At 60.3% G+C, this 24,429-nt stretch carries 21 protein-coding genes and 1 pseudogene; 13 read left to right on the forward strand and 9 right to left on the reverse strand.

The genetic code is table 11. The features are described 5' to 3' along the window. Positions 1–209: 209 nt before the first annotated feature. From N2604_RS39660 to N2604_RS07550, 3 genes are all read right to left on the reverse strand, one after another. Positions 210–281, reverse strand: a complete 72-nt coding sequence (locus tag N2604_RS39660) for a DUF3606 domain-containing protein (RefSeq protein WP_074448345.1) — start codon at positions 279–281, stop codon at positions 210–212. 235 nt (positions 282–516) lie between these two features. Beyond that, positions 517–1,614 carry a relaxase/mobilization nuclease domain-containing protein gene (locus N2604_RS07545; protein ID WP_036031318.1) on the reverse strand — a complete coding sequence of 366 codons (1,098 nt, stop codon included), beginning with the start codon at positions 1,612–1,614 and terminating at the stop codon, positions 517–519. Then, positions 1,611–1,937 carry a MobC family plasmid mobilization relaxosome protein gene (locus tag N2604_RS07550; RefSeq protein ID WP_225114958.1) on the reverse strand — a complete coding sequence of 109 codons (327 nt, stop codon included), beginning with the start codon at positions 1,935–1,937 and terminating at the stop codon, positions 1,611–1,613. Before N2604_RS07550 ends, N2604_RS07545 begins: the two co-directional genes overlap by 4 nt. A gap of 419 nt (positions 1,938–2,356) precedes the next feature. Between N2604_RS07550 and N2604_RS07555 the strand changes: the two genes are divergently transcribed. The 3 genes from N2604_RS07555 to phnF all read left to right on the forward strand — a co-directional run bounded on the left by N2604_RS07555 (position 2,357) and on the right by phnF (position 4,472). Next, positions 2,357–2,995 carry an alkaline phosphatase family protein gene (locus N2604_RS07555; protein ID WP_158671272.1) on the forward strand — a complete coding sequence of 213 codons (639 nt, stop codon included), beginning with the start codon at positions 2,357–2,359 and terminating at the stop codon, positions 2,993–2,995. 284 nt (positions 2,996–3,279) lie between these two features. Beyond that, positions 3,280–3,651, forward strand: coding sequence for a hypothetical protein (locus N2604_RS07560; protein ID WP_124163934.1), 372 nt, complete (start codon positions 3,280–3,282; stop codon positions 3,649–3,651). Between the two features lie 44 nt (positions 3,652–3,695). Continuing rightward, a complete protein-coding gene (gene phnF, locus N2604_RS07565) occupies positions 3,696–4,472 on the forward strand; it encodes a phosphonate metabolism transcriptional regulator PhnF (protein WP_158626810.1) in 777 nt (258 codons plus the stop codon). 270 nt (positions 4,473–4,742) lie between these two features. Here phnF and N2604_RS07570 read toward each other — a convergent pair whose 3' ends face one another. Together N2604_RS07570 and aepX are read right to left on the reverse strand one after the other, a co-directional pair. Next, entirely contained in the window at positions 4,743–5,516 is a 774-nt protein-coding gene (locus N2604_RS07570; RefSeq protein WP_124163936.1) for a phosphocholine cytidylyltransferase family protein, read from the reverse strand. Positions 5,517–5,840: 324 nt separating this feature from the next. After that, entirely contained in the window at positions 5,841–6,698 is an 858-nt protein-coding gene (gene aepX / locus N2604_RS07575) for a phosphoenolpyruvate mutase (RefSeq protein WP_124163937.1), read from the reverse strand. A gap of 617 nt (positions 6,699–7,315) precedes the next feature. Between aepX and N2604_RS39665 the strand changes: the two are divergent. From N2604_RS39665 to N2604_RS07615, 8 genes and pseudogenes are all read left to right on the forward strand, one after another. Next, positions 7,316–7,477: pseudogene (locus tag N2604_RS39665) on the forward strand (helix-turn-helix transcriptional regulator); the annotation flags it as partial. Between the two features lie 1,047 nt (positions 7,478–8,524). After that, positions 8,525–8,770, forward strand: coding sequence for a hypothetical protein (locus N2604_RS07585; protein WP_124163913.1), 246 nt, complete (start codon positions 8,525–8,527; stop codon positions 8,768–8,770). A 1,036-nt stretch (positions 8,771–9,806) separates the two neighbouring features. Further along, on the forward strand, positions 9,807–11,933 hold the full coding sequence (locus tag N2604_RS07590; RefSeq protein WP_124163914.1) for a prolyl oligopeptidase family protein: 2,127 nt from the start codon (positions 9,807–9,809) through the stop codon (positions 11,931–11,933). Between the two features lie 1,055 nt (positions 11,934–12,988). After that, a complete protein-coding gene (istA, locus tag N2604_RS07595; RefSeq protein ID WP_083780767.1) occupies positions 12,989–14,521 on the forward strand; it encodes an IS21 family transposase in 1,533 nt (510 codons plus the stop codon). An 11-nt stretch (positions 14,522–14,532) separates the two neighbouring features. Next, the gene (gene istB, locus N2604_RS07600) at positions 14,533–15,276 is read left to right on the forward strand and encodes an IS21-like element helper ATPase IstB (protein ID WP_158671197.1); all 744 of its coding nucleotides are present in this window, start codon (positions 14,533–14,535) and stop codon (positions 15,274–15,276) included. Positions 15,277–15,666: 390 nt separating this feature from the next. Further along, positions 15,667–16,041, forward strand: a complete 375-nt coding sequence (locus N2604_RS39670) for a helix-turn-helix domain-containing protein (RefSeq protein WP_158671198.1) — start codon at positions 15,667–15,669, stop codon at positions 16,039–16,041. Continuing rightward, positions 16,016–17,305, forward strand: a complete 1,290-nt coding sequence (locus N2604_RS07610; protein WP_124163916.1) for a type II toxin-antitoxin system HipA family toxin — start codon at positions 16,016–16,018, stop codon at positions 17,303–17,305. Before N2604_RS39670 ends, N2604_RS07610 begins: the two co-directional genes overlap by 26 nt. Positions 17,306–17,601: 296 nt before the next feature. Continuing rightward, positions 17,602–18,732 (forward strand): IS701 family transposase, encoded by a 1,131-nt coding sequence (locus N2604_RS07615; protein WP_409241684.1) that lies wholly within the window; start codon positions 17,602–17,604, stop codon positions 18,730–18,732. 45 nt (positions 18,733–18,777) lie between these two features. Here N2604_RS07615 and N2604_RS07620 read toward each other — a convergent pair whose 3' ends face one another. The 4 genes from N2604_RS07620 to N2604_RS07630 form a co-directional block, all read right to left on the reverse strand. Continuing rightward, on the reverse strand, positions 18,778–20,967 hold the full coding sequence (locus tag N2604_RS07620) for a hypothetical protein (protein ID WP_124163917.1): 2,190 nt from the start codon (positions 20,965–20,967) through the stop codon (positions 18,778–18,780). A 759-nt stretch (positions 20,968–21,726) separates the two neighbouring features. Beyond that, entirely contained in the window at positions 21,727–22,248 is a 522-nt protein-coding gene (locus tag N2604_RS07625; RefSeq protein WP_158626807.1) for a hypothetical protein, read from the reverse strand. Between the two features lie 158 nt (positions 22,249–22,406). Then, positions 22,407–22,856, reverse strand: a complete 450-nt coding sequence (locus N2604_RS39675; protein ID WP_409241685.1) for a GSU2403 family nucleotidyltransferase fold protein — start codon at positions 22,854–22,856, stop codon at positions 22,407–22,409. 101 nt (positions 22,857–22,957) lie between these two features. Beyond that, complete coding sequence (locus tag N2604_RS07630; protein WP_124163918.1) at positions 22,958–23,308, reverse strand: GSU2403 family nucleotidyltransferase fold protein; 351 nt, start codon at positions 23,306–23,308, stop codon at positions 22,958–22,960. Positions 23,309–23,846: 538 nt separating this feature from the next. On the opposite strand from N2604_RS07630, the gene N2604_RS07635 reads away from it, so the two are divergent. Together N2604_RS07635 and N2604_RS39680 are read left to right on the forward strand one after the other, a co-directional pair. Next, positions 23,847–24,218, forward strand: coding sequence for a Wadjet anti-phage system protein JetA family protein (locus N2604_RS07635; protein ID WP_349629093.1), 372 nt, complete (start codon positions 23,847–23,849; stop codon positions 24,216–24,218). After that, the gene (locus N2604_RS39680; protein ID WP_370124240.1) at positions 24,208–24,411 is read left to right on the forward strand and encodes a hypothetical protein; all 204 of its coding nucleotides are present in this window, start codon (positions 24,208–24,210) and stop codon (positions 24,409–24,411) included. Before N2604_RS07635 ends, N2604_RS39680 begins: the two co-directional genes overlap by 11 nt. The last annotated feature ends 18 nt before the right edge of the window (positions 24,412–24,429 follow it).

Here is a 24,429-nt window from a genome sequence, read left to right on the forward strand (position 1 = left end):
CTATCCCCGGCACTCAGCGTTGGGATCGCAAGGCGATTGACTGGTATCTGGACCGGGCTTCCGGTCTGCCTACCGGGGAGGCCGCATCGAGCGATCCCCTCGCAGAATGGCTGGTTTCAGAACGGAAGGCTGGCAGATAGGATTGTGCGGTGCGCGTGCATGCTGATGCCGACACCAAACCGCCCTTCGAGGGCGGCGCTATTTCTCGCTCAGGTACTCTTGACCTTGGCCACCGAAGGCCCCACAGCGCGAACTGCGCCTGCTAGTTGTTGGCCGGTCACCTTTGCCGCGACTGATCAGAGCGGGACGGCAAAGCCGCTGATGGCATCTAGGCGCGATGCCGTGAATCCGAAGTAGCCAGGGTCGCAGCCGTTCCGAGGATTAGATTACAATCCGAGTTCAACCTTAACGCTACGTTGCTACAGCGCGGCCGCAAGGATTCACACAGGTGCGGCAGCGCTATTTAAATTGCTTTGACTGACGTTTTGGTGGCGGGGAGGAACTCGCCCTCCGTGCCTAAGTTCTATGATTCCCCCGTTCGCCTCTGATCGGCTCATCGCCTCGTGTTTTGTCACGCCCCTCTGCATGAACGTCCTGTTTAACGTCTCGCCGCCGGCTACTGGCCAGCTCCGAAAGCTCGTTCTTCAGCGCATGCCGGCGAGTTTCGATACCTGGCATGTCGTCAACGAATTGCCGAACTTGGCGAGCTAACTCAACATCTGCAGGCACTCCAGATCGCTGGAGCTCGGCTGCATAGTCAAGATAACGCCGCCGGATTGCGTCCTGACGTGACTTGATCTGTTCGTCCCAAGGATGTTTGGCAGTCTTGCTACTCCTCACCTCCGAAAGCACCTCCTTCCGGGCGAGCTGATCGACATCAGGTGTGATCTTTCGCTTGCGCATGGCGAGGACTGCCCCGCGGTCGCCCTTTCGAACTCGCCCGCGGGTTCGCCGCGGCGTTGCCTCCGCCGAGATCCCGCGCAGCCGGAGTTCGCCAGCAAACCGTTCCCGCCACGCCTGCAGATCCGCCTTGCGCGGGTTGAGGCGCTTGCCGTCGTGGCCGAGGGACCGAACCGTCAAGTGCACGTGGGGATGCTTGTCGTCGAGATGCTGGACAAAGACGTAGTCGTGATTACAGCCGAACGTCTGGATGGCAAATGCCCGAGCGGAATCCTTGACAGCGACAGCATCGGTGCCAGCCGGCATCGACAGAATGATGTTGATCGAAAGCGATCCATCACGGCGGCGCTTGCCGTCGAGACTGGCATCATCTTCCCAGCGTTGCTGCAGATCTTTCAATCCGGAACGACCCGCTAGCGTCGCGCCCTGCTCTGTTTCCGCATCGAGCTCGCCGTTTCGCGTGATGTAGGCGAGGTGCGACTTCAGATGCGCCACGCTCTTTGTCCGCCCGGTGATCTTCACCATCACCTCTGGTGCTCGACGCACGATGCGCTCGAGCTTCGCACGCATCGCCGGCGTAAGGCGGCCCGGAGCCGCCTGATCGGGGATATCCCACTCGGCCCGCCCTGGGCGCCGATTGGGCGTTTCCCAGACGTACGAGATCGGCGGAAGTTCGAAGGCCAAGTCGTTCGGCCGCGGCGGACGCCGGCTCATGGCCTTCCATCCCAATAATCCGCGTTGCCATGCAGCGCACTACGCAATTGCGCGAGCTCTCTTTCGATGACCAATTTGGCCTCTCGAATCGCGGATAGATCCGGCTCAACCGCCCTGCCCTGCAGCACACTGCTGTTTGCGGCCCGCGCGATCTGGTTGATGTTGCCGCCGATCCGGTTGAGCTCGCGAACGATCGCGCGAAGCTCGCCATGCTCGTTCGGGGAATGCTGTACGGGCGACCCCAATCGCGAGCGCACCAGGGCAACAATCCAGCCGGTTCGCGTCATGCCACGCTGACGGGAGACTTCCGCGAGCTGCCGCATCTCGCTCTCGCGAAACCGCACCGTCACCTTTTCCGGCCGTCCAGGGCCAGGCGGACTCGCACAATGTTTTTCTGCGGGGGCCGTTCGAGTACTGCGAGATATAATTCACACCATGTGACACCATCATGACAAACCTAGGTACCTAGGTAGCTCTGGACAGGCAGGCTGCTACTCCCGTAGGTTGAGGCTCCGGAATCGGAGCTGGAAGGTGGCCGAATGAAATTTGTAATTGTCGTGCTCGATGGCCTTCGTCCTGACCAGCTAGACGAAGCAGTCACGCCGAATCTCGCCGAGCTGTCCAAAATCGGCCTTCGACTTGCCCGCCATACCTGATCGTTTCCCAGTGAGACGCGGGTTTCATCGGCCGCGCTGGCCACGGGCGGACATAGCTCGGCCCATGGAATCATCGGCAACCTTTTTTGGCAAACGGTCGGTCCATCGACGGATCTTCGCTCTCGGCGCTCCTGACGCTCGGCAGCGAACGCGGTGGCGTCCTCACCGCCACTACGATCGGCGAAGTCTTGGCGGCTCATGGTCGTGCGATGCTGACGATCAGATCTCAGTCGCAGGGCTCTTTTGGACTTTCGAGCTGGGGCAGTTGGCAGACAGGTGCGCCGGCGTTCTGGGTTCATGACCCATCAAAGTTCAGTAGCACTGCGGCCGTTCACCGCACTGCGTCATCGTTTCCACTGCTCCCTCCCGACGAGCGGCCGGCGCGTGCTACCATCGAACGTGTCGTCGATCTATTCTTTTCGTTTCTCAAGAAGGAAGCGCTTCCGGAGGTCAGCCTGCTCTGGCTTTCGGAGCCGGACATTACATATCACATGTTTGGACTTCAGCATCCTACGGCCCGTGAGGTGCTCCACGAGGTCGATCGGCAATTTGGACGCATTTTCGCTTGGTGGAGCGAGAAAGGAGAGCGTGAGGGAGTACAGCTTATTCTTGCATCCGATCACGGACACGCCATCATTGGAGAAAAGGTCTCCGTATTGAACCACCTGCAGCGGTCGGGATTCAAAGTCGGATACGAGCTCACGCCCGACGTAGACGCGCAATAACCGCTCAAAGGGTTGTCAATATTTGGGTCGGGGACAGAGAAGGCCATCTTCTGACAGAGATGTATCACAGCCTTTCCGAGCAGCCATGGTTTGGCGTGGCTTTCTCACGTAAGGCCGCTGATGGGTCTCCACTTGTCGCCAACACCCTCCCGCTTTCGGCTGTCATGGCCGAACACCAACGAAGCGCGGATCTGTCGTTTGTTCTCGCCGATTGCAGCGCGGCCAATCGGAACGCTCCGCCCGACGCCGTGTAGTACGATGGAGCCTATCCGATCGGCGTTGGCATGCACGGCGGGCTTTCGGCGAACGAGCTGTCTTCATTATGCATCCTTGCTGGCAATGGCTTTAAAACCGGAGTTGCTGCTGTCCCAACCAGCATCGTTGACCTGGTACCGACGATCCTTTCCAGCTTGAGACTGCCGCTACCGTCGACAGTGCAGGGCCGTATCATTGATGAAGCTTTGCAAGATCGCGAGGACTCAAGCCAGTATGATGTCGAAGATGCGAGCGTCTCAGTTGCCTCTTCAGCGCGCCGGGCAACTGTCTTCCGGGAGCGTTACGGACAGCGCCTTTATCTGAGGGGAGCGGCCGTAACGCGGCTGGCCCAGCCGAAGAACGATAGACCTGACGCTAATCCGACGCAGTTGAACACCTGAACCACGGACTATTTGCCCTATGTACCAAGGAAAGCGCTGGGAATTTGTTCGATCGAACATCGAAGAAGCTATTGCGTCGAGCCGATTTCGGCCAGGCGGAAAAGCTTCCGAACGACGTCGAGCTTGCTCTCAAATATGGTGTCAACCGGCACACCGTAAGATACGCCATTCGGAGACTTGAGCAGGAAGGATTGCTTCGTGTCGAGCAGGGGAGAGGCACCTTCGTTGTCGAACATCCAACAACCTATCTTCTCTCCCCTCAAACCCGGCTGACCGATAATCTCATCTCGCAAGGCCGCTTGGCACGTCGTAAGATCCTGTCTGCTGCAACGGTACCGGCAGACGAGCGGTTGGCCGGCTACCTCGACTTGCAGGCCGGTGACGATGTGCTGCGCATCGACACGCTGAGTTACCAAGACGAGATCCCGATCGTCATCGCGCATAGCTACTTTCCGGCGAAACGCACTCCAGGACTGCTGGATAAATTCTCTGGCACCAACTCGATGTCGACAGCTCTCAGGCGCATCGGAATTGACGACTACTCGCAGCAATGGGTGACGATAAGTGCGCGTCTGCCCTTCGCCCATGAGGCGCGCCTGCTTGAAATGTCCACTTCGGCGCCGGTCTTCGTCAAAGAGGGCCTTGATTGCTCCGGCCGTGTTCCGATCAAATTTGGCGAGAATGTACTTTGCGCACCAAGAATCAGCTTCAGATTCGACTTCAAAGAGATTAGTTCCGCGGAGCAGTCGCTTGCAGGAAAGTCTCGATCCGGAAAAGCGCAAGCGAGCAAATCGAAATCATCTGCCTCCCTCAAGGTCTAGGTCTCGTCCCATTCCCGCGGTCAAAGCGGCTGGGCGCAAAATGACTGTTTCGCTACCACCTCATCGCTTGGGATGTGTTTTCACATTGTATGCCGGGACGAGCGCTTGCGTTCTGCTAAGACAATGGGCGCCGCTTTGATTGCGGCCTCCGTCAAGCTTACGGTTCTTGGCCGTTCTTACCCGCCCGGCCTCAGAGGCTGCCGCGAATGTCGAAGAGGCGCAGCGACAAACCTTCCGTGACCGTCTTGAACTTCACCCTAGGCGATAGGATCAAACGTAGTCGGCTTCTGCGAAGATGCGCTCGGCGGTACGCAGATCTTCCGCGTCATCGATTTCGTACCACCTGAGCCCGTCGCATCTCACCGCAGCAAGCAGCAAGCCTCGTGTTTCCACGAGATAGGAAAGAAGCTCCTCGGTGTAGGCCTGGGTAGCTCCGGCCCTGATCATATCGTCTAGGGCCGGAATGACCTCCGTCCGCAGAGTAGACGCGGACAGCCGTAACAGATTTATCGTCTTGTAGAGAGGGGGGCCACCCGCGATTAGATCTCGCGCTGTTTGCTTCAAGCGAAATTCTGAAATGAAGCCAAGATCGGACAACAGGACCGCCGATCCCTGCATCAGCTCATGGAAGGGAGCGACAGCAGCAGCGTTGGGCGCTTCAGTGATGATCAGCTGCCGCAATACATTTTCCTCGAAGAAGACGTCGCCCTCAAGAACGAAGTAATCTCCGGAAAGGAGTGCGTCACGCGCCAGCCATAGCGAATAGGCGCTCCCAGTACGGTCGTAAGCGGAGGATTCGACGTAGTCAATCGTAACACTGCCAAAGCGGCTGCCGCAGGCCTCTTGGATCGCCTCTTTGCGATACCCCACAACGATCGTTACGTGTTCCACGCCAAGACAGCCAAGATTATGTAGGGCGTTGTGCAGGATGGGGGTGCCATGGATTTGGACTAGAGGTTTTGGGCTTAGCTCCGTGAGCGGCCGTAGACGAGAGCCCACTCCAGCGGCAAGAATGAGAGCATGCTTGGGAACATTCACAGGCATTTCAATTCGCTTTCTTCATCCCGCCTATGGTTCTGCAAGCATCCTGAGCGCCTCTGTTAAGTGTCAGGTGCCGCAGACTTGTGAGACCACCCCAGAGTTTGAAAGAGGCAGGCATGAATCGTGGTCGGCGTATACACTTGCATCAGCCGCTGTGTGTCCGTTCTTGAGCCGTAGGCAAAGCTGTTTTGCCATGTCGAGAGCCTCTCCAGGAGTTTTACGTCGCTGACAGTTCTGTGACACTGAGCGGGACCGACGAAAGGTGAGGGACTCATCGGCAGATTTTGAACAAAGGAAGCTTCAGGTGACAAACCCTGCTGCCATGGACTAGCGGGGCTGCAGATATTGCTTTTCGGCCACGGCGAGTTCGTCATACCTCAGGAGCTCGAATATCTCGCAGAGCGGTGCGATCTGAGGCTCAATGCTCGCAACGCTCTCTTGAGCTGCGATACTATCGCAGGCGCGCCGCATTGCAGCTGCCGCAGCTCGCATGGAGTGGTTGGTCCAAACCACTGTGGAGATGCGCGCATCCCGATAGGCTGAGACGGGCGTTCGATAGTATGTGGTCGGAACGATCACGACAGGTAGCCGGTTGCGCCACTCGGTGACGAACGAAAGTATCTCGTCCGCGGTACTCTTTCGCGAGTGAATCAAGATAGCATCGGCTCCCGCGTCGGCATAAGCGTGAGCACGCAAGATAGCTTCGTTCAATCCGTGCCCGGCGATCAGCGCCTCGATCCTGGCCACGAGAACAAGAGTTTCGGCGACTGCATCCTTTACAGTCCGCAGACGACCGGAGAATTCATCGATATCGGCGAGCGGATGCCGCTCACCAATGAGCGAGTTCAGCTTCGGGAAGCAGCTGTCCTCAAGCGAGACGCCTGCTGCGCCAGCCTGACCAAGTTTGCGTGCGAGCAGGCGAGCATTGTTGAAATTGCCGAAGCCGCCATCCCCATCAACGAGCACAGGTAGCTCTGTCGAGTCCACTATGCGCTCGACGCTCTGGACGAGCTGGCTCCATGAAGCTTCATTGGCATCACGATAGCCCAGGGAGCTGGCAATCGACAGACCAGACGCCCAGAGCCCCTTGAACCCTGACCGCTGTGCGATTGTGGCGGATAGGCCATCATGCGCTTCCATCAGAAACGAGAGCTCATCATTCGAGCAGACCTGGACATGAAGCATTTCGGCAGGCGACGGCCGCGCGCATTGATGACCTGCGGTGGGCCGAACGGCTTGTGGTTGATACTGCATGCCTAAATCCCGTAAGCCGACCTAGATTGCCACCAATGTCACTGCTCATATCGCTTCGGCGTGATGCCGCTCAATGACCAGCATTGGTAGTTTATCGGGACCGCAAAGGCTTGCATGATCGCGATAGGAGGCACGCCGAACGCAAAGCTTTCGCTATGGGTTGATTGGCCTCGCGCCTAAGGCTGGAAGAAGGGTTTTGTATGCAAATGAATGACCTTCCGTTCGCGAGCCTGGTGCTGCGGCCCCCAGCGAGAATTGCCCCCCACTCCTCGGCGGGGGAGGAGCCCTTAGTGATATCCGGCTCACATAGAGTTTGACGCAAATATCGAACAGCCACGATTGTCGCAATGCTGCTGTCAGGTTGACGACATACGTCGCAAGCCTGTCGACAGGGCTGCGGTGGGATGGCAGGATCCGCGCGAATGGCGCGGCAATCGCCGAAGAATTTGTCCTGCCTCGCCGACAGTTTGCTGGCGCCACTGAGTGGTATGGCATTTGCTGATGCTTTCCTGTTCTCTGGACTACAGGAGAAATTCATGGCGGATAGGCAAGAGGTTGTGCTGTCGGAACGGGAAAGACAGTGTTTGCGATGGGTCGAGGAAGGGAAGTCATCCTGGGAGATCGGGGTCATCCTGAACGTGAGTCTGAATACCGTCAACTTTCATCTCAAGAATGCGATGCGAAAGCTGGAAACATCCACCCGGACTTAGTGCGTCGTCAAAGCGCGACGTCAGGGTATTATCTAAGGTAACGGCATCGGTGCCGTTGCCCCTAATGCAGATATGGCGAAGTGTAAGGCGCGACTTTGGGTTGCTCCGGCGGAATGCGAAGCAAATTACGCGCCCGCAGCTGAAGGGCGTGCTTCTATTTCGTCGCCGATCGTCACGGGGCGCCGTGGACCACCAGGCGAGGTGAGATCGCGGCGCAGAACGCTCTTGAAAGCTCGAGGATCTGTCGGATCCCTGTGTTAACGTTCTGATCGATCCATCCCCGTGCTGCGGACGCGGCGGTCGGATGCGTGTCCCAAATTGGGAGGCGATCGTAGCGGTTTAGGTACTAAAGTCGTTGTCAGCGGAAAGGCGGTGTAGACGGCCTAGGCCGGGCACGAAGACGGCAATGACAGTCCGTGAACCCATTTTCGAAAGCGTGCTGCTGTTAGACGTTGCCCCATACTCTAGCGCTCTGCGCGCTACCAAGTGCGGGCAATCCTCACGAAGCGTAGCTGGCTCTATGAGCGACCTCTTCGCTGACCTCCGATGCGAATGTTGGGGTCTTCTGATGATGTAGCGGATTCGAGATAAGCTAAACATGTTTGCGGCGGAAGCCGCGATCCGGATGTCTGGAAAGGTAGGCGACTCCGAAGTCAAGCTGACTGAGTTGGACCACGACCAGAGGGCGCCATCAATGATGTGCAAAGTTGCAGTATCGTCGGGCCTCGAGGAGGAGGCGAGGCGTGCAACGCGACTACAAATCGTTGCGCGATGTAGAGCTCATCTGCATTCTCCGCGAGGTGGGTACGACAGGTGCGGAGCCATTAACGACGCACGCTCCTGCCAAGCTGGTCAAACATTCGAGTTGCAATTTCGTTCGATCGCATAGTGGGGAGCCGCCCGCATTGTTCGTGCCGCGGGCAGAGTATCAAGCCGACCACATCGGAGTATCCTCATCACGGTATGAATAGGGGCATGTAATCGAACCGCATCGTATAACCGCGCAGGGCCACACCTGACAGGGCCAAGGTTGCGGGCCGGGACAGCTTGAAGAAAGATTCTCTTAAGCGAAGTGCAGGTCCTTCCGATGCTGTTGGGTCGGGCGAGGTGGAGGACCGTCTCGATGGTCAACCAGGAGCCCGAGTCCATCATCTCGGTATGGGCTGGACCAACGAGGCTCAAATCCCCTTGTATCAAGATTATGCCTCGGCGCTGACCGCCTATAACGAGATCGATCCCGCTGATGCCGCGTTGAAGGAGGCTGCCCTATGGAGCCGTGATGTCGGCCTTTGACGCTTTAGTGGCCCCACTGAACCATACACAGGACATACTCTGGGATCTGCCAGCGGCGACAGCTTCACGCCATGGTCATCGCGGACAAGAGCTCGGTGCCCGAGAGGACTGACCGAACGAAAAGCATAGCACGGTGGATGACAGACTTCTGTAGCAGGACAGAGGAGCAATATCCAGGTCTTTGGCGCTGACGCGGTTCTTGCGCACGGCGCAGGCCTAGGAAATCAAGGCATCATATGAGTGGTCCATCACCAGAATGGGGGCGATACAATCAATTCATGTTCTATGCCTAAACGACGCTGATGCGAGGGGGGGCGGCGCCAGTCGGCGCGCTGGTGCCCGTTGATCGCTCCGCGGCGGAAAGCGGCGCTTGCTCTAGGCCGCAACAGCACCGTCACGGAACAGTTCGCAGCGAGGGTTGCACGAGCCTTGAACCGCCAAGAGGTGTTGCAGCGTAGGCCGTTTCTTGGGCATTTTTACTCTCCTTGTCTCGAGCGCAATTCTCCCGGCAATCAGTTAACGAACCGAGTTATCGGTGTGACTTCGCATGTTGCGCAAGGAAAAAGCTCCTCCAACTAGGCAATGCTTGCAGCCGAGGTGTCGAGATCGCCATGCATACCACCTTGGCATGATGTCGATCTGGCTGCTGATCAATGCGCTGATCGTTGTCCTGATGATGCCCGTCGACAAGTCTGCCCGGTGACGCCAACCAGGAGAACCTCGCATGCGGAGGTAAGCAGCATCGCTGCGTCCCAGTCTTGCCACTGAAGATCGAAAAAAGCTGGCGCTGTCTCACAGGCTGTCCGCCGACAGGCTGTGATGTCCGCTTGGCAACCAATGGCGGCAACGGAACATGGCCGTGCAGCCCCCGAACGGCTGAAACTTGCGACTCCTTAGCCGGCACGCAGCTTGCAGTAAGCGGCGCATGACATAGCGCAAGCCGCGCTATGTCATGCGCTTGCACGGTTTCCGCCGCGTCTGCCTGACGCGCCAGGGCCGGCCAGCGTGGCCCGCCGATCTTATCGAGAAAAAGTCCATGAACACGCCACCACTCTTGTCCGCGGTGTTGCCTTCGATTGCTAGCGCCACGTCCACGGCGCTTTCAAAGGAGCGAACGGATGCGGCGGTGACTGACGACCCATTCCTTTGGCTTGAGGAGATGGAAGGGCCAGGCGCGTTGGCTTGGGCTCGCGGCGAGAACGAGAAGACGCTCGGGGTGCTTCAGTCAGATCCTCGCTATCGGCGCTTCTACGAACAGGCGCTCTCCATCCTGCAGGCCAAAGATCGGATCGCAGATGTTCCATTCGAAGGGGGCGGTTTGGAGCAGTTCTGGCGAGACGAGAATCAGGTGCGCGGCGTCTGGCGGCGCACCACGCGTGAGAGCGATCGTAGCCAACACCCAAAGTGGGAAACCATTCTCGACGTGGACGCCTTAGCTGCCGCCGAAAACAGAAATTGGGTCTTTCAAGGTCGCAGCTGCCTTCCGCCTGAAGAGCGCCGTTGCCTGATTAGTCTTTCCGATGGCGGAAAGGATGCCGTGTCCATACGAGAGTTCGATCGCGCCGCCAAGACCTTCGTCGCGGACGGCTTTCATCTGCCCGAGGGCAAGCAGGACGTCAGCTGGGTCGATGGTGACACCCTCCTTGTTGCACGGGACTGGGGCGAGGGGACTTTGACGCAAGCCGGCTACGCTTTTGTGGTGAAGGAGCTCAAACGTGCTCAGCCGCTCAGTGAGGCTCGCGAGATCTTTCGGGGCGAGCCCACCGACGTTGGGGCGTCCCCCTTCGTGCTTCGTGACAGCGAGGGTCATATTCATGCGACCGGCGCCGCCCGCGCAATCAGCACTTTCGAGTCCGAGTATGTGGTCTTCCGCCCCGATGGGCCCATCAAGCTCAATCTGCCGAAGAAGGCCGAGATCGCCACGCTCGCGTGCGGCCGCCTGCTTGTGAAACTTGATGAGGACTGGATACCGTCCGAGGGCATCCGCTTCACGGCCGGCTCGATGATCTCGTATGACCTCGATGAATGGAAACAGGATCCGTTGCGCGCCAGACCATCGCTCGTCTTTCAGCCTGGGCCCCGGCAGGCACTGAGCGAGTTCACTCACACAAGGAACTTTTTGATTCTGACGATCCTTGAGAACGTTCAGAGTAAAGCGTTCCTCTACAAGTACGATCAGGGAGCTTGGTCGGCGACACCGATCCCGCTGCCGGAAGATACAAATGTCAGCCTGTCAGCCACTTACGATGAAGCCGACCGGGTCATATTCACCGTCTCGAGCTATCTCAGACCAACCTCAGTTTGGTCTTTTTATGCCGAACGCAAAAGCTTGGAGGAATTGAAGAAGGCACCCTCTGCCTTCGATGCGTCGAACCATGTGGTGGAGCAGCTCGAGGCCATTTCGCGTGATGGCACGTCAGTTCCCTATTTTCTGGTGCGGCCCAAAAACGCAAGGTTTGACGGCACGATCCCGACACTTCTCCATGGCTATGGCGGTTTCAAGGAGTCGCAACTGCCCTCTGATCTGGGATCGATGGGGCGGCTATGGCTCGAACAGGGCAATGCCTATGTCGTTGCGAACCTGCGCGGGGGCGGTGAGTTTGGTCCACAATGGCACCAAGCGGCCCAGGCGGCAACGAAGCAGACGACATGGGATGATTTCATTGCCGTTGCCGAGGACCTGATCCGTCGGAAGATCACTAGTCCGCGCCAGCTGGGCGCGATTGGCGGCAGCCAGGGCGGCCTGCTCGTTGGCGCCGCGATCACCCAGCGTCCCGAGCTCTTCAACGCGGCGATCATCGAGGTGCCGCTATTCGACATGCTTCGATACACCAAGCTGGGCGCGGGCGCCTCCTGGATCGGCGAGTACGGTGACCCCGCCATTGCCGAGCAGCGTGCGTGGATCGAAGGCTACTCGCCATACCAGAAGCTGGTGGCGGGCAAGACCTATCCCGCTCCCTTAATTCTTACCTCCACCAAGGACGACCGCACGCATCCAGCGCACGGCCGCAAAGCTGCCGCGAAGCTCGCCGCGCTGGGCCAGCCTTACTTCTATTACGAGAACATCGACGGCGGACATAGCGCCGCGGCCAATCTCATGGAAGATGCGCGTCAACTCGCCCTTGAATACACCTATGCATCGAGGCGGCTTTGTTCTGAGTAAGTTCGGCGGACGGGCTGATCGAAGCCGATAGACTAGAGACCATTGGTTATCTCAACTCCTCAGTTTGCTCAGCTGAATTCATGGAACGCAAGGCGAGAGAGCTGATGAGGGTGGGCGGACTCGATGAAGCTCGTCAGATGCGCAAATTACCGGTCTGAACAGCCTCGACCGCTGTCGAGCGGATTTCCTGGCGTCCCAAGCACAACATGACGAGCTGGAAGTAAGTTGCTAGATGGGATTCCTTGAGGATAGTCAATCCGCGCCATGCCTGCATTGAGCTCCCTGAGCAACCATCTATTTCTCGTACGGCGAAGTCGCTACGCAAGCGGTCACGGATGCGACCAATTGCTTATTCCTCCGCGCAGTCGCCGTCAGAGGCCGCGGCGACGCAGGAACGGCAGATCCAATCGACGCACAGCGTGACGCAGCAGTCGCCTTGGCTGCCGCCCCGGCTGCGAAGCGCGCGCGGCACTTAACTCAGGTAAAGTGCTATCGTTCTCACGCAGCATAGATCCAAATCGACAGCGATTATTGATGGGTCTGAAATGATTGTCTTTCCGCGGTGAGAAAGCGTTCGCGCAGGGTTGCACAATCTGCCAACTGCACGAGCGGGCGGTATGACCCCGACACATTTATCGCGATCGTCAAAACCTCTATTAGGACGCTACCTCATTCGCCGAACGTGAGGAGGTCGCCACATCGAGGGGACGCCAAGGACCATGTTTCGCTGGACGGGATGAGCGGGGATTCCCTCGGGTCGTCATCGATTTTCAAAGAACAGAGTTGGTATTGGCAGCAGAATTCCCGATCGGTAACTTTCTGGGTCGCCCCACCCCGGGCTTGGGGTTAAAGTGCGGATTCCGATCGATGTCGCCCAGGATTCCGAGATGATCTCGCCCACCATTCCGATTTGAAGTCGCCCACCCGTTCCGAGATGATGTCGCCCACCATTCCGGGATGATGTCGCCCGGGTGACGAGACCTCTTCTGGCTCCCATAGGGTCAACCTTTCGGTTTTGCGAAGGGGGACCCTGGATGCCGACGGAGAGGCTTGCGATGCGCCGTGTGCGCGATGTGATCAGGATGAAGGCGGCTGGGCTGCCGAGCCGCGAGATTGCTCGGCGGATGGGCGCGGCGCCCTCGACAGTGCGGCTGACCATCCGGCGATTCGAGGCCGCAGGCCTGAGCTGGCCGTTGCCCGACGAACTCACGGACGCGGCCCTGGAGGCCCGCCTGTTCGCCAAGACCGGCAACGGTAACCGGCAGGGTCATCGCCGCATCGCCGAGCCCGACTGGGCGGCGGTGCACCGCGAGCTCAAGCGCAAGCATGTGACGCTGTCGATCCTGTGGGAGGAGTACATCGGCGCCGAGCCCGGCGGATACCGGTACTCGCGCTTCTGCGAGCTTTACCGCGCCTGGGAGGGACGCCTGTCGGTGACGATGCGCCAGGCGCACGCGGCCGGCGACAAGCTGTTCGTCGACTACGCGGGCGACGGCGTGCCGGTGGTGGTCGACCGCCTCACCGGCGAGCGGAGGACGGCGCAGATCTTCGTCGCCGTGCTCGGCGCCTCAAGCTTCACCTACGCGCAGGCGACGTGGACGCAGGGGCTCGCCGACTGGATCAGCGCCCATGTTGGCGCCTTCGCGGCGATCGGCGGCGTCCCGGCGCTCTTGGTGCCTGACAACACCAAAGTCGCAGTCATCAAGGCGAGCCTCTACGACCCGCAGATCAATCGCACCTATGCGGAGATGGCCGCGCATTACGGCACGGCCGTCTTGCCGGCGCGACCTCGCAAGCCGCGCGACAAGGCCAAGGTCGAGCAGGCCGTCCTCATCATCGAGCGCTGGCTGCTCGGCCGCCTGCGCCACCGCGTCTTCTACAGCCTCGCCGAGGTCAACGCAGCGATCGGCGAGTTGCTCACCAGGCTCAACGAGGAGCGGCCGATCCGGCGGCTCGGCGTGACGCGCCGCCGGCTGCTCGAGGAGATCGACCGGCCGGCGCTCAAGCCGTTGCCGGCGAGCCCCTACGTGCTCGCCGAGTGGCGGATCCGCCGCGTCAGCCTCGACTACCACGTCGAGGTGGAGAAGCATTATTACAGCGTTCCGCATCGCTTCGCGCGTGCCGAGGTCGAGGTGCGGTTCACCGCCCGCACCGTCGAGATCTTCCACAAGGGCGAGCGGATTGCCGCGCATCAGCGCATGAGTGGCAATCACAAGCACACCACCGTGCCGGAGCACATGGCCTCCAGCCATCGGCGCTACGCCGGCTGGACTATCGGGCGTATCCGTCAGGACGCCGCCGCGATCGGGCCGGCAACCAGCGCATTGTGCGACCTCATTCTCGACGAGCGCTCGCACCCCGAACAAGGCTTCCGCGCCTGCCTCGGCATCCTCAGGCTCGCCGCCTCCTATGGGCGCGAACGGCTGGACGCGGCGGCTGCGCGGGCGATCGACATCGGCGCGCGCACCTATGGCTCGGTCAAGTCGATCCTCGCCAACAATCTCGATCGGCGTCCCGCTCACCAGCGCTCCGCGGACGATGCGCCGATCCTGCATGCCAACATCCGCGGACCGCGCTACTACAATTAGGAGACCGTCCCTTGCTCACCCATCCGACCCTCGACCGCCTCAACGCCCTCGGCCTCCACGGCATGGCCAAGGCCTTCGCCGACATTGAAGCCGCCGGTGAGGCTGGCAGCCTCAGTCACGCCGAATGGCTTGCTCTGCTGCTCGAACGTGAAGCCTCGCTGCGGCACGACAAACGGCTCGCCACTCGCCTGCGCTACGCCAAGCTGCGCCAGCAGGCATGCGTCGAGGACATCGACTATCGCACCCCGCGCGGTCTCGACCGCCCGCTGTTCGCCAAGCTTGTCGAGGGCCGTTGGATCGACGACCACGTCAATCTCCTGATCTGCGGCCCGGCAGGCGTCGGCAAGAGTTGGCTCGCCTCGGCGCTCGGCCACAAGGCCTGTCGCGACAATCGCTCCGTGCTCTATCAGCGCGTCCCGCGCCTGTTCGACGATCTGGCGCTCGCCCGCGGCGACGGTCGTCACCCACGCCTGTTGCGCAGCCTTGGCCGTGTCGATCTGCTGATCCTCGACGATTGGGGGCTCGAGCCGCTCGATGCCGGCGCCCGTCACGACCTCCTGGAAATCCTCGAAGATCGCTACGGTCATCGCTCCACCATCGTCACCAGCCAGCTCCCCGTGGACCAGTGGCATCTGCTCATTGGAGATCCCACCTATGCCGACGCCGTGCTCGATCGCCTCGTCCACAATGCCCATCGGCTCGACCTCACCGGTGAGAGCCTGCGCCGAACCCGGCAATCCGCCCGAAAGACCTGAGCGCTGTGGACATGCCGCTGCGCTTGGACAACGCAATCGCGTTGCCCACATGCCCACAGCAACCGCAGAAGAAGAAAAAAGGTTGAAGTCGCGATTCCAGATTGACCGCGCGGCTTGACCGATGCCAGAGAACCAGCCGGCCAGAACGCCTCGCCGCTGGGCGAGATCAAATCGGAAAGGTGGGCGACATCGTCTCGGAATCCACGGGCGACTTCATATCGGTACGCCTGGGCGACTTCGTCGGAATCCGCAGTTAAAGTTCCCGTTCGGTAACTTTTTGCCTCTCAACCATGGAACTGAGCGAAAAACTCCCGCTCGGTAACTTTTCGCTGGACACCCACCGTTTCAGCTCATAAAGTTCCCGTTCGGTAACTTTACGACGAGAGAGCTATGAACACGCGTCCAAAGGGCACTCCCCTCTCAGGCGGAAACGACGCTCCTGGCGAGACCGGTGTCGCGCGCCAAGCCGCCGAGTTCGCTGCAGCATTCGGTCGCCTCATCCAGGCAGAACGCAAACGCCAGGGCCTCCGGCAGGACGAGCTGGCCATGGTGGGCGGGACAGGAAAGCGCTTCATCGTTGACCTCGAGGCCGGAAAAAGCACGTGTCAGCTCGGGCGCAGCCTGCGCGTGGCAAACGTGCTCGGGCTGCGCATCGAGGATGTTCTCAAGGATGCCCAAGCCCGCCGCGCGAACACTTCCGAGACACCGGACATTCCCGACAGCGACGAGGAGGAGCCTCATGGACCGTCTTCCCGTCTACTTTGAGACGCGAGAGGTCGGCTGGATCACGACCGCCGACGAAGCGTCAGGCTTCACCTATGCCGAATCCTGGCGCGGGCTGACCGGCGCCTTCCCTGTGTCGCTCACCATGCCGCTCTCGCGGGCGTCGCACGATGCCTCGGCAATTCTGTCATGGGCGGCAAATCTGCTGCCGGAGAACGCAACTCTCGGGATCGTAGGTCATATGCTCGGCAAGTCGCCGGCCGATGTCATCGGCCTTCTTGCCGAGATGGGCCGCGACACCGCCGGCGCGCTCTCCGTCGGACAGCCGGGCACCGGGCTGATCGCCGGAAAATGGCGAGAGATCCCCGACAAGGCCGCGCTCGAGCGCATCCTCAATGAGCTACCCCACAAGCCCTTCCTCGTCGGCGAAGATGGCGTGTCGATGTCGCTTGCCGGTGTGCAGACGAAGCTCGCCGTCGCTCTGGATGGCGACACCCTGTACATACCGATCGACGGCGCGCCATCGACCCACATCATCAAGCCCGATGGCGAGCGCTTGCCTGGCGCCGTCCAGAACGAGGCATTCTGCCTGACGCTCGCGCGCATGATCGGAATCCCGACGCCGAAGGTGACGACCGGGACGGCAGGCGAACGTAGCTACCTGCTGGTTGAGCGCTATGACCGCCGTCATGACGGCAAGAGGTGGCGGCGGCTGCATCAGGAGGACTTCTGCCAAGCCCTGGGCCGACCGCCAGCTGCCAAGTACCAGAACAACGATAGAGGCCTAAAAGGACCATCATTGGCCGACATGGTCGGCGTGACCCAGCGCCACATGACAGCACAGGAGACCGCTCGCTTCGTCGACCTTGCCATCTTCAATCCAATGGTGTGGAACACGGATTCCCATGCCAAAAATTACTCGCTGATGCTATCGGCGCGCGGCGCCGCCATGGTGCCAGGCTACGACATCATCTGTGCGGCGCCATATCCGAAGATCACACGCAACATGGCGCAGAAGATCGGCGGGCAGAAGCAGGCTGATCAGCTTGGACGAAACCACTGGGAGCGCTTCGCCATCGACTGCAAGCTCTCTCCAACACAGACGATCCGTCGCGTCTCCGAGATTGCTCAGGCCGTGACGCACCACGCAATGGTGGCCAAGGCCGAAGTCGAAGCCATGCCTGCCCGCGGCGATCCCGTCCTGGACACGGTCGTCGAGGCGGTGATTTCGCGCGCACGCGGCTACCTAGATCGCCTGAAGCAAACGGAGCCAGCGCCGAAAGGCGCAGCAGCCCTATCGTCCTAGTATTACAGTTGCTATTTTCGGTGAGTTCTGAATCCATGGGTGACCATGATACGGGATCTGGTCATTGGTGGTGCGTCGGTTGAAGATACGCTGACGCTGCGGGCTTCCTCGTTGCGAGATGCCAGGCAACGCATCCGTCCGCTGTTTACGCAGGAGCGGGTGGCGGCCTCGGCGTGACGGTTTCTCGACGGACTGTTGGGTAACGAGCCGCGCAAGACGGGTTGGATGCGGGCTGAAGCGGCCGGCGATCCAGGCCCGTGGCGCCAGCAGGCGATCCTGGGGTCGGGGGCAGTGGGATGCCGACACGCTGCGCGACATTGTTGCGTGAGTACGCGCTGGAAACGTTTGCCGATGAGGACGCGGTTCTGGCTATCGATGAGACCGGGTTTTTAAAACAGGGCAAGGCGTCGTGCGGCGTCGCACGCCAGTACACTGGCTCGGCGGGCAAGATCACCAATTGCCAGATCGGAGTGTTCGCCTCCTATGTGTCGCGGCATGGCCATGCCTTCATCGATCGCACGCTCTACCGGCCGAAGGAATGGACGGACGCCCCCGCTCGCCTGAAGGCACCGCATGTACCGAGCGATGTGGGCTTTGCGACCCAGCCCAAGATCGCGCGTCGAATGATCGCTCGTGCAATCGCCGCAAGGGCGCCGTTCTCGTTCGTGGCGGCGGACAGCGTGTATGGCACGGGCGAGATCGAAACCCTGCTGCGCGAGGCGGGCAAAGGCTATGTTCTGAGTGTTGCTTCCAATCACGTGTTCCGTTCCTGGGGCAAGCCGCAGCCTGTCGCCGGCACCGCCTCCGCGATCGCGCAGAACCTTCCCAAGAACGCCTGGCGCCGCCGTCAGGCGGAGGGACCAAAGGTCCGCGCTGGCACGACAGGGCCTATCTCGAGTTGGGCCGATCTCGACGTCAGTGAATACAACGACGACCTTGCCGGGGAATGGACGCGGGGTCTTCTGATCCGCCGCAACATCGCCGACGGCAGCTTGGCCTTCTTCTCCAGTTGGTGCCCCGAGGGCACCTCCATGCAGAAGCTGGTGTCGGTAGAAGGCCATCGCTCGCCCATCGAGGACAGCTTCGAAACCGCCAAGAACGAGCTCGGCCTTGATCACAACGAAAGCCGCTCCTGGCATGGCTGGCATCGCCATGTCTCACTCGTCATGCTGGCCTTCGCCTTGATGGCCGTCATCCGTCATCGGGCCAATGCTGAGCCAGCGCTCAAAAAACGCGACGCCGGCGCACCAAACATCGTTCCTGATCCGCTGGTCGATCCAGGAAATCCGTCGCATCGCTATCAAGCTCGCTCAACGGCGCATCTCGATCGACCGTGTTCTCGCATGGTCGCTCTGGCGGCGAGCTCACCAGGCCGACGCTCGCCGCGCTCACCTCGGACGAAAAATGAAACTGTAATGCTAACTTAGATGAGCCCAGAGCCTCTCTTCGCGAAAAGCCTAATCAGTCTCAAATTATCTGACGTCGGACGTGCCAACTGCGTTGTTCAACAAGGACCTACAGAATGCAGGCGTGAGCTTGCCGCGGTGGATCACGACGTTTTCGTGCCCCATCGCGGCTCGCGCGCTCTGCCAGTGCCGATTGTAGCCGCGCTGTTCATTGGATTTCACATGGCAAGCGGCGAATTCGGCGTCAGCCGCCGTCGCCAAATGCCACGCATGTACCGGCCGCTTCGTATGGATGTGCACCCACATCGGATTCGCCGTCGCACCGTTGCGCAGTGCCTTGGGCCGCAGCTTAATCTCGAACAGCGTCCCCGGATCGCCGCTCAACGCGCGCGGAGGATCCGGAGGCTCCAACTCCCCGGCCGCCCGCAACGCTTCAAGGTATTTCTGCGAGGGAAAGCCGTAGCTCTTCATGCAATCGATCATGATCGCGGCTCTTTGCCTCTTCAATGAGTTTGCCTGTCCCTGCACCTCGGAATACATCGTCTTGAGCCGGACTATCTTGTCGTGCACTTCGGGCACTTGCGCGGGCGTGAGCAAGCCACTTCGACGAGGCTCCTCCAACGCGGCTACACAGGCTTCGATCTCGGCGGCCTGTCGGTGGAGGCGCTCGACGACGATATTTAGGACGTGGTCGGCGTCCTCGGGTTTCATCTGACGCGCTTGCGAGACGGCGCTTTGCTGAGCGGGCAGATCGAACTGCAAAAGTTCGTCCAATCGCTTGAGCAGTCCCGTCAGCGCTTCTCTGGAGGGCGGAGCCTGCCACATCGTCAGGTTTCCGCTCGCCGACGATGACGCCCGCGCGCGGGCCTCCTCCGCGCTCGTGAGTTTCTTTGTACCCAAATCCGAGAGTACGATAACCTTGCGTGTTGAGCCCGTGCCAGCGTCGGACCCGGCGAGCTGCGGCTCAGCGCCCCCAGCTGTCGAACTCCCCTCGCCTGCGGCCGCTGCGCGCCTGCCTTTGCCCTTCCTGCGCGCTGCAGTGCCTTCGGCCACCCCGGCAGTATGTTCCGGCAGCACAGCCCAAGCCGGCGGTTCAATCGTGGCGGGTGTCTTTGGCTGAAGTGCCAGCAGCCGCATGACTTCGTCCGCTGTAAGCCACGCACCTTCCACTATCTGGTCCAGCAATTCTAACGGAACATCGGCTCCCGCTCCGGCGTCCGTCAGGCTGGCAACCATGCCGCTCACTCCTGATGCAAATTCCGAAAGCCGCTCCATGACTCCTTCCAGAACGTCGCGGTGCTCAGCGTCAAGCGGCGCTCCGTTGCGGTTCATCACGGCCTCGGCCGTCGAGGCGAATGCCGGAACAACATCCTCGATGAAGGTCCCGAGCAGACGCACTCGCCCGTCTCCATCGATAAGGGCGTCTCTGACGGCTGGTCCCAACCTGCTCGCTAGGGAGAGCTGCGCGAGAGTGATCTGCGATTCCAGATACTTGTACTTCGTGTTGAGTGCATAGCCGGTATGCAGTCGTAGCGCGGCCTCTTCGGACTTCCGCAACTCGGGCGTGCTGCTTGGTAGGTCGGCAGTAGCCGCGCAGACGGACTGCATCCGCTCCGAGCGCAATGCCCTCTTTCTCCACCACTCCATGCAGTGCTCATAGTAGGGCTCCACGCCTGAAAGCACGCGGTTCAGCTGGTCAGGCGAAGCGGTGCGGATGATCCTGCCGAGCAGGGCTGCTGCTTTATGTCTGCTCTTCTCCAGGTCATCGAAAATCGCAGCAGCCACGGCGTTACATTCGTCGGCCGCGCCCAGCGTCTCATCGCGGAGCTGGCGAGCCCGATGGTCGGGCAGAATGCGCCGCGCCAAACCTGGGGGCAGAGCAGCGTAGTAGTCCAGAACTGCTAAGCCTGCTTTGACGACTTGATCGATCAGCTCTTGCCTCTCGGACAAGGTCCGGCCGCCCGTGGCTGCCCTACGACAAGTATTAAGGTCCTCAAGCAGGCAGTCCAACGCTCGCTTTGCTGCCTTAACCTCATCTCGTGTTGGCGCCGCCACATCCGAAGTTGGTTGCCGGTTCACGAGCGGCGCGGTTCTATCTTGAGGCCCGGAGCGCATCCGCTCCACGACGGCCTCGAAAGATTGACTGCGTTCCCCAGGGACGAGGCCGAACTCCAGGCTCGAACTGCTCGATACCCCAGTGCTGTCGGCTCCTGCAGCTCCAACGTACGATTTGCCAGCTCGGCCGATGCCCGTCATATTTTATCTCCGATAGAAGAGTCGAGAATGCGCAGCCTTCCTGGCTAAACCGCTTCGCTGACGAGTAGCTGACCAAGAGCGTTTTTCCCGATGCACAAGCCCATGTCGCCTTGGGTCCACTTCCATCGCAGCTGCTGTGCTGCTGAAGACAGCGATGCCGGGATAACCGCCTCAGCTGCGGGATCATCACCTGCGGTACATGACCGCAGCCTGAAGCGCGAAATTTTCGCGAGCGCGCCGGGGGCAGCACACCGCCACTCGACAGCCTTGCATTGGGAGTTCATTTTCCTCTGGAAATTGCCCGCGATCGGCGCAGCAATAGGTGCGCGGACGTTTCGGGCGAAAATCCGTACGCGGGACATCGCGCATAATCTAGTGTCCTAAACCAGAAGTTCATGGCCTTTAAGGCCTTGGCTGACACAGTGTAGGCAGAAGCGTTCGATGGAGCTGAGAATGTCGTCAGCTGATTTGGTCCATCGGAATGGGCTGGGGTCGGCGTTGTGCTGTTCGATGAAGGACGCGATCTCAGTACGTAGCTCCGCCACGCTGCGGTAGATGCCGCGCCTGGTTTTGCGCTCGGTGATGAGGGCAACGAAACGTTCGACCTGATTGAGCCAGGATGAGCTGGTTGGCGTCAGATGGACTTGCCAGCCCGGTCTTTTGGCCAGCCAGTTACGGATCAGCGGCGTCTTATGGGTTGCCTAATTGTCCTTGACGAGATGAACGTCCAGATCATCCGGCACGGCGACTTCGATCTCATCAGAAACTTGCGGAATTCTGTGGCCCGTGGTGCCCGTAACACTTGCCGATGACCCGGCCGGTTGCGATGTCGAGAGCGGCAAATAGCGATGTCGTGCCATGGCGCTTGTAGTCGTGACTGTGGTGTTCCACCTGACCAGGTCGCATGCGGAACGAGGGTTGGCTCCGATCCAGCGCCAACATCTGCGGCTTTTCGCCGACACACAGCACGATGGCTCGCTCGGGCGGGACTACGTAGAAGCCGACGACGTCGCGAACCTTGGCGACGAAGTCAGGATGGTTTGAAAGCTTGTAGGTCTCCAACCGATGTGGCTGCAGGCCGAAGGTGCGCCATATCCGCTGTACCGTCGAGACCGACAGTCCACTGGCCCTCGCCATGCTGCGCGAGCTCCAGTGAGTGGCGTTGGGCGGTTTCGTCTCAAGGGTGCGGACGATTACTGCCTCGATCCGGGCATCTTCGATCGTGCGCGGCGTCGCTGGTCGACCAAGGAAACCCGTCGCATCGCTATCAAGCTCGCTCAACGGCGCATCTCAATCGACCGTGTTCTCGCATGGTCGCTCTGGCGGCGAGCTCACCAGACCGCGGACGCACGGCGCGCTCACCTAATGCTAGGAACAGACGCATGTGGCGACAAACCCGAGCCGCCTCACCGCCGGAAAACGTGGCTGCACATCTGCGCTCAAGGCTTCCGGGGGCCGTCGCCCATGATGGGCGAGAGAGCCTCGTCGACATGTCGAATTGGCATCACGGCGTTGGCGACGCCGTCGGATTCGCAATTGAAACGCGCGCCAGAAGACCTTCCTTGCCTCCCGTAAGCCCGTACTCCTCTGCAGGCTTGCCGTCGAGTTTGGCCGCTTCGGCGACGCCCTTCGAGCGTCTTGAAAGTGTCATCCGAAAGACGCAGGGCGCCAACACCAAGCCGTCGTCGCCATCTGGCTCCGCGTTCCCACCCTTCCATCCACGCAAAGCCTAAGTCGCTACTACGTTTGACGGCATTGAATGCTTGAATGAGCGCGCCAGCTTGGTTGATCTCTTTTTTTGACTTATCCGCAAAGAACACATTCCTTTTGGTCGCGATGATCAGTTTGTGGACGGCATAGCGCTCCGGGGCCGGTACAAGGACCGGCACGCCGGCGTCGTGCAAGACAAGAGGGCGGATGGGCTCATGGATCAGTTAGTCTAGGAGCCGCAACACCTGCGCTCCTACGGACGGCCCCAATGACATCTGCGTCAGTCTGGAGGAGTAGTCCTCGTCGCCACGGTTTGGTGTAAGGAATTCGACCTTGAGCCGGTGGCATTGGCAAAACCGCTGAACAGCTTGGTTTCATCGGGGGAGAATGAGGGCGCAGATGTCGGATCCACCTTTTTCAGGATCTCTTCGATGTCGGGCATGCTTTCATCGATCCAGATCGAGATGCCGTAAAATTTCGCGATGTCCATATCCTCGGTCGTCACGAGCTCGTCGGGCAGCTTGAGGCCGACTACGCCGCTGTATGTCCGATAGGCCATCGAACCGACGAGCGTGGCGCGAATCCGGAAAAGTCCCGCGCGTGCGAGTTCGTTGACGACGACACCTTCCATGTGGGGAGGAGCAGGGTAGCCGGCCCGCCTCAACTTCGCTGCCAGCTCGCGTCGCGCGCTATAGCCAATCTTGGTGCGCTGGAAAGCTTCCGCGCGTTGGCAATCTCGGGATCATCGGTCGGACAGACATATTGAGGGTCGTCTTCGTCGGTCCCTCGCCACCGAGGGCGCGTAGGTCTTCTAGCAATAGTATTCGCGGCGGCTCGCTTCTGTTTTGAGAAAGGTCTGGTTTTCCGGAGCGGCTCGCGAGCCGCAATAACATCTCTCGAGCGATTCGGCGGCTTGATCGTGCAAATCCGCCTCAACGGAGGCCGTCGAAAAACTGAGGCCCGAGATCACCGACCGCAAGCAGCGCGAAGCCCGCGCTCGCCGTACGCGAGACGCGCAATCAGGCCGACCAGTTCACTAAGCGCCTGCGGGCCATTCTGGCCGACCTGAAGCGCGTCCGACGGACCGTCATGGAGTCGAAAACAGTCGCTACCCGGCTGGCAGCCTTTTTCGAGGAGTTAGTCGAGTCCTGCTGAAGGATTTCGAGTCCATCCTCACCGTTAACCATCCGTACCGCTTCCGCGACGCCATCGTCGATCTCGCGCGGAGCTACACCCCGGAAACCATGCAGGTCCTTGCCGAGGAGTACACAGCTTCCAGCATGGCAGCCGACATCGAGGACGGTCGAATGGCCGCTGCCGACGACCTGCTGGCCATCGAAAGCATCTTCGATCAGATCGGGGAGATGTTCGACAGGATCGAGGCCTTCCGCAAGCAGCTCGAAGCCCGGGTCCGCAGCACCCTTAGTACGCCGAGCGGATCGGGCAGGGACTCGTCGGCCGGGCCGGCGACCTGGTGCGACGCCTGGATGCCCTACTGCGGGACGGCAGGCACCACAAGGCGCCAATCGAATGGAGCATGACTTCGTTCAATCCGTGCCCGGCAATCAGCGCCGCGATCCTGGCCACGAGAACAAGATTCTCGACGACTGCATCTTTTACAGCCTGCAGACGACCGCAGAATTCATCCAGGCGAGCGGAGGCCGCTCACCAATGAGCGAGTTCAGCTTCGGGAAGCAGCTGTCCTCAAGCGAGACGCGCGCCGCGCCAGCCTGACGAAGCTTGCGTGCGAGG

Origin of the sequence: Bradyrhizobium sp. CB1015 (genome assembly GCF_025200925.1) — a bacterium.
Lineage (GTDB): Bacteria > Pseudomonadota > Alphaproteobacteria > Rhizobiales > Xanthobacteraceae > Bradyrhizobium.

Excerpts from the sequence above, each read along its gene's own strand:
- N2604_RS07545 (WP_036031318.1), bottom strand. The coding sequence starts at position 1,614 with ATGAGCCGGCGTCCGCCGCGGCCGAACGACTTGGCCTTCGAACTTCCG.
- N2604_RS07550 (WP_225114958.1), bottom strand. The coding sequence starts at position 1,937 with ATGCGGCAGCTCGCGGAAGTCTCCCGTCAGCGTGGCATGACGCGAACC.
- N2604_RS07560 (WP_124163934.1), top strand. The coding sequence starts at position 3,280 with ATGCACGGCGGGCTTTCGGCGAACGAGCTGTCTTCATTATGCATCCTT.
- N2604_RS07570 (WP_124163936.1), bottom strand. The coding sequence starts at position 5,516 with ATGCCTGTGAATGTTCCCAAGCATGCTCTCATTCTTGCCGCTGGAGTG.
- aepX (WP_124163937.1), bottom strand. The coding sequence starts at position 6,698 with ATGCTTCATGTCCAGGTCTGCTCGAATGATGAGCTCTCGTTTCTGATG.
- N2604_RS07590 (WP_124163914.1), top strand. The coding sequence starts at position 9,807 with ATGAACACGCCACCACTCTTGTCCGCGGTGTTGCCTTCGATTGCTAGC.
- istA (WP_083780767.1), top strand. The coding sequence starts at position 12,989 with ATGCGCCGTGTGCGCGATGTGATCAGGATGAAGGCGGCTGGGCTGCCG.
- N2604_RS39670 (WP_158671198.1), top strand. The coding sequence starts at position 15,667 with ATGAACACGCGTCCAAAGGGCACTCCCCTCTCAGGCGGAAACGACGCT.
- N2604_RS07610 (WP_124163916.1), top strand. The coding sequence starts at position 16,016 with ATGGACCGTCTTCCCGTCTACTTTGAGACGCGAGAGGTCGGCTGGATC.
- N2604_RS07615 (WP_409241684.1), top strand. The coding sequence starts at position 17,602 with ATGCCGACACGCTGCGCGACATTGTTGCGTGAGTACGCGCTGGAAACG.
- N2604_RS07620 (WP_124163917.1), bottom strand. The coding sequence starts at position 20,967 with ATGACGGGCATCGGCCGAGCTGGCAAATCGTACGTTGGAGCTGCAGGA.
- N2604_RS07630 (WP_124163918.1), bottom strand. The coding sequence starts at position 23,308 with ATGGAAGGTGTCGTCGTCAACGAACTCGCACGCGCGGGACTTTTCCGG.
- N2604_RS39680 (WP_370124240.1), top strand. The coding sequence starts at position 24,208 with ATGGAGCATGACTTCGTTCAATCCGTGCCCGGCAATCAGCGCCGCGAT.